General features: G+C 61.8%; 5 protein-coding genes. 2 read left to right on the forward strand and 3 right to left on the reverse strand.

Translation table 11 applies throughout. From position 1 onward, the window contains the following. Together EN749_RS31630 and EN749_RS31635 are read right to left on the reverse strand one after the other, a co-directional pair. The coding region (locus EN749_RS31630) for a homospermidine synthase (RefSeq protein ID WP_128364632.1) at nt 1-1333 on the reverse strand (1333 nt) is incomplete at its 3' end. 233 nt (nt 1334-1566) lie between these two features. Beyond that, nucleotides 1567-2457 (reverse strand): substrate-binding domain-containing protein, encoded by an 891-nt coding sequence (locus EN749_RS31635; protein WP_245491535.1) that lies wholly within the window; start codon nt 2455-2457, stop codon nt 1567-1569. 350 nt (nt 2458-2807) lie between these two features. Between EN749_RS31635 and EN749_RS31640 the strand changes: the two genes are divergently transcribed. Then, nucleotides 2808-3137: a hypothetical protein gene (locus EN749_RS31640; RefSeq protein ID WP_128364634.1), complete on the forward strand. Its 330-nt coding sequence runs from the start codon at nt 2808-2810 to the stop codon at nt 3135-3137. Between the two features lie 127 nt (nt 3138-3264). Then, nucleotides 3265-3708, forward strand: coding sequence for a hypothetical protein (locus EN749_RS31645; RefSeq protein ID WP_127268297.1), 444 nt, complete (start codon nt 3265-3267; stop codon nt 3706-3708). On the opposite strand, the gene EN749_RS31650 is transcribed toward EN749_RS31645, so the two are convergent. Continuing rightward, on the reverse strand, nt 3705-4331 hold a 627-nt coding region (locus EN749_RS31650), incomplete at its 5' end, for a DUF3445 domain-containing protein (RefSeq protein WP_145991079.1). The two genes, EN749_RS31645 and EN749_RS31650, sit on opposite strands and share 4 nt — an antisense overlap.

A 4331-nucleotide genomic window follows, 5' to 3' on the forward strand; every position in this document is an offset into this window, starting at 1 on the left:
GTCCGAGATACTGGGACTGCACTTCCAGGCACCGCCTGTAGTCCATCTCGTCGGCTTCGACGATGCCGGCCTCGGGGTTTTCCAGCGCCCAGACCATGCCCGAGAGCACCGCCGAGGTGACCTGCATGCCGGTGGCGTTCTGGTAGGGCGCCAGCTTGCGCGCCTCGGCGAGCGACAGTTGCGAGCCGTACCAGTAGGCATTCTTGTCGTGGCCGTAGAGCAGCACGCCGAGTTCGTCGACGCCGTCGATCAACTCGTTCTCGTCGAGCACATGATGCACCGGCTGAGGCTTGCCGGCGGCGCCGAACATCTCGTCGAGCGACAGCATCGCGTCGTTGCAGGGATGATAGGCATAGTGGCAGGTCGGGCGGTACTGGACCTTGCCCTTCTTCGAACGCACGGTGAAGAAATCGGCGATCGAGATCGCCTCATTATGCGTCACCAGCAGGCCGTATTGCGCGCCGGGAGTCGGACACCACGAGCGCACGCGCGTGTTGGCGCCCGGCTGCTCCAGATAGATGGCTGCCTTCGAGCCGTGCTTGTGCTTCTTGGCGTTCTTCGGCATCCATGTCTCGTGTGTGCCCCAGCCAAGTTCCGCGGGCTGCAGGCCCTCGGAGATGAAGCCTTCGACCGACCAGGTGTTCCAGAACACATCCATCGGTTTCGGCTTCTTGGCGCGCTGGGTGTCGCGTTCGGCGATGTGGATGCCCTTGACGCCGGCCTTCTTCATCAGCTTGGCCCAGCCCTCGCGGTCGTCCTGCGCGGGCTCCGAGAACTCCAGGCCAAGATCGGTGGCGAGATTGACCAACGCCTGCTTGACGAACCACGAGACCATGCCTGGATTGGCGCCGCAGGTGGAGACCGCCGTGGCGCCGCCGGGCTTGTCGTGCTTTTCCTTGAGCAGCGACTCGCGCAACGCGTAATTGGTGCGGCTGGCGTTGTCCGCCTTGGCGTCGAAATAGAAGCCGAGCCACGGCTCGACGACGGTGTCGATGTAGAGAACACCGAGCTTGCGGCAGAGCCGCATCAGATCCACCGAGCCGGTATCGACCGACAGGTTGATGCAAAAGCCCTGGCCGCCGCCATTGGTCAGAAGCGGGGTCAAGAGCTTCTTGTAGTTCTTCTCGGTCACCGCTTCCTGGACGAAGGCGATGCCGCGCTCGTCGAGCAGCTTGCGGTCGGTGTCGCGCGGGTCGATGACCGTCATGCGCGACTTGTCGAACTGGAAATGGCGTTCGATCAGTGGCAGCGTTCCCCGGCCGATCGAGCCGAAGCCGATCATCACGACAGGGCCGCTGATCTCACCGTAAACGGGCCAGTTTTCATTCGCCATTTTATCGAGCACTCCTTCAAAACCCAGGAAACTGGGAAAACATGCGCAAGCCGGGGATTTTTTGCCCGGCGGCCATGCGCTACATCACAGATCATTGTCACAAACCAGCGAAAAGCGCCAACCAGCGGCTACGCTGCGTTGGCTACGTGGTTAAGGCCAAAACCGTGGATGAGTGGCTCTATCCGAACCGAAGTTAGCTCATTCGCCAAGCGCAAGCGACGTGCCCCGTCCGTTCAACGGATTTTTGCCCTCGGCGCAGCTGTGGACGCCCGAACGACTAACTCCACGGGCAGAACGACTTGGCGGGGCGGTTGGTTGTCAAGAACCATGCGGGCGGCGAGCCTGCCTTTTCCGATCACGTCTTGCGCGACAGTCGTCAGCGGAGGTGTGGTGCGCGCGGATTCAGCAGTGCCATCGAAGCCAATGACCGACACGTGGCCCGGCACCTCTATGCCGCGACAAACCGCCTCGTCGAGTATTGTGATCGCCTGCCAATCCGACATGGTCAGGATCGCGGTTGCTTCAGGCACATTGTCGAACACCACCGCTCCAGCAGATGGATCGCCGGGCGTCGTCTCGATGATCGGGACATCGTCGATCGACAGGTTCGCCTCCGCCAAGCCCTGTTTGAAACCGTCAAGCCTTTCGTCATCGAGTGAGAAGCCGGCAAGAAGCGGGCGCTTTGCCTGTCCGGGCATGTGCACGATCGGAGGGCCTGGAGTTCTCCGTATAGACAGGATGGCAAAATGTCGGTGTCCCAGCCCAGTCAGATGCCGGACGGCAGCGACCGCGCCCCTCCTGCCGTCGATCTTTATCGAATTGATGTCGGGACCTGCGTCGCTTTCGAGAATGACGAAGGGCAGGCGCCGCCGTTGTGCCGATGTTATGAGACCGATGTCCCCGCTGTGACCAAGGATGAAGCCGTCAACGAGGGCCTCGCGGATGCTGGCGAAGCGGGTATTATCGGTGCCGTTTACAAGGCTGAGCGTCGTTCCGGCCTCGTCGCAGGCGAGCGAAACGCCCAGCACCAGCTCGCGGCCATAGGGACTTCTCATCACCTCGGCGATGGCGTAGGCGCCAGGTGGCATGAACCCGATGGCATTGAACTTGCCATCCCGCAGCAATCGACCCTTTGGATCGGGGCCGCCAAATCCAAGCGCTCGCGCAGCCGCTTCGACACGTTGGCGCAACTCAGGCCTAACCAGTTCCGGCCGGTTGAAGACGTTGGAAACAGTGCCCCGGGAGACACCGGCAGCCTTGCCCACGTCGGCTAGCGTTGGCATTGCGATTCACCCATTTCCCTTCAGTTAGACCATTTTTTGGAGCGCTCCAAGAATTTTGTTGACTCGAAAGTGGAAAGGGCGGATCGTATCACTTGGAGCGCTCCAAGTAAGCGTATCTGGCATTTTCGCGACTGAAACATCGAAGATCGTCAAATGGCTTGGTCCCAACGGCCACGCCCAGGGAGGGTGTTATGGCAGAAACCAATGTTTTTCCCGCCTCGCTTGTCGGTAAGACTTTCGACTGCGTTTTCGGCCCGTTCGTACCCCGGCTGACGTTTTTCTCGCCGGACGAACTACATGTGCAGGCGTCGATCGGAGCCACCAAAATTGACGAGGTGGTCAAGATCGACATGACCAGCGTACGCCCGAACCTCGTGCTCATGAGCTGGACGGAGCAGAGCGGCAACTTCATCGTGCAGTTGCAGGATCATGAGAAAGGGATCGTCCACAACTATGCGCGGCTGGCCGACGGGCAGCTCTTCTGTGCCCAAGGCGCCATTCAAGCCGTTTCGCCTGCGTGACGCTCCCGCGTCGGGGCCGGCAAAGTGCGGCATCGACCGGCATACTGCTGTTTCCTAGGTGAAGTACTTCGGATTACGATCTGCTGAATTGCCGTCATCGATTTCCCTAGTGAAGGAGGAAAGTGCGATGGAACTCGCTTACGACAGTCATCTGCTTGCCCGAATTCTGCTGAGCGTCGCGACCGTGGGTTACGGTGTGGTGACGATCAAAGCCGACCTCAACGCCACCCACGCCACCAATCCGCTGTGGACTCCGCACGCCCGGTTTCACGTCGTTTGGCAGGTGCTGAGCTACACCGGAGTCGCGCTGATTGCGCTGGGGCTTATCTGGATTGGAGGCCCACTCCAAGCCGAGCGGCTCTATCTCGCCGGGGGATTGGGCGTGGCCATGTATGGAGCGTTCTTCGTGGCCATGCTCTCACGACCGATCTATGGCGGCGTGCTCTACGACGAGAACGGCTACCTGCCATTCCGACCGCCGTTCGGACCGGCGGGTTGGCGGTGGGATGTCAACGTCACCGTCTTTACCGCGATGTCCGCGATCCTGCTGCTGGGCTTGGCCGCGATTTAGGACAGCGCCAGCCCCCCGAGCCGGTCGACCAGCCGATCGCGGTCTGCGGTCAGGCCCTTGTAATCGAGCTGGGCGAGATCGAGCGCTTCGAGCTGGGCGGCGAAAGACGCCGCGAGCTTCGCCCGATCAGGGTGCCTGGCCAGCACGGCGAGCGGGTCGAGATGGATGCGGATGGTGAACAGGATATCGCGTGAAACAGGCAGTTTGCGCAGGGTCTGCCGCTCGACGCGGATGAAGGCATGGGCGTCGATGTCGCCATCGGGAAAGCGCGACGGCCGGTTGGTGGCGCGGTCGATGCGCTGCAGGTCGGAAAGCGGATGGTAGAGCGCGTTGTCGGACTGGATCGACCAGTTGTAGCGCTCGACCGCCTGCCCCTGGAGGCCATCGAACATCCGGTTGATGAGTTCCGCCGGACGCGTGCCCGGGCCGAAACCCGGCACCGGCGCGTGGATGTCCTGCAGCGGCTTGCCGAATTTTTCCAAGAGCGACCAGGACGAGGGAAAGCAGAGCGAGCCGGCAACCAGCCGCCAGCCGCTGTCGCCACGGCGCATCAGGATGAGGTCTTCCTGGACGAGCAGTGAGGCCCTGGCCAGCGGCGCCTCGGCGAGGGACGCAGGCAGACG

Source organism: Mesorhizobium sp. M7A.F.Ca.ET.027.02.1.1 (assembly GCF_004022985.1).
Classification (GTDB): Bacteria; Pseudomonadota; Alphaproteobacteria; order Rhizobiales; family Rhizobiaceae; genus Mesorhizobium.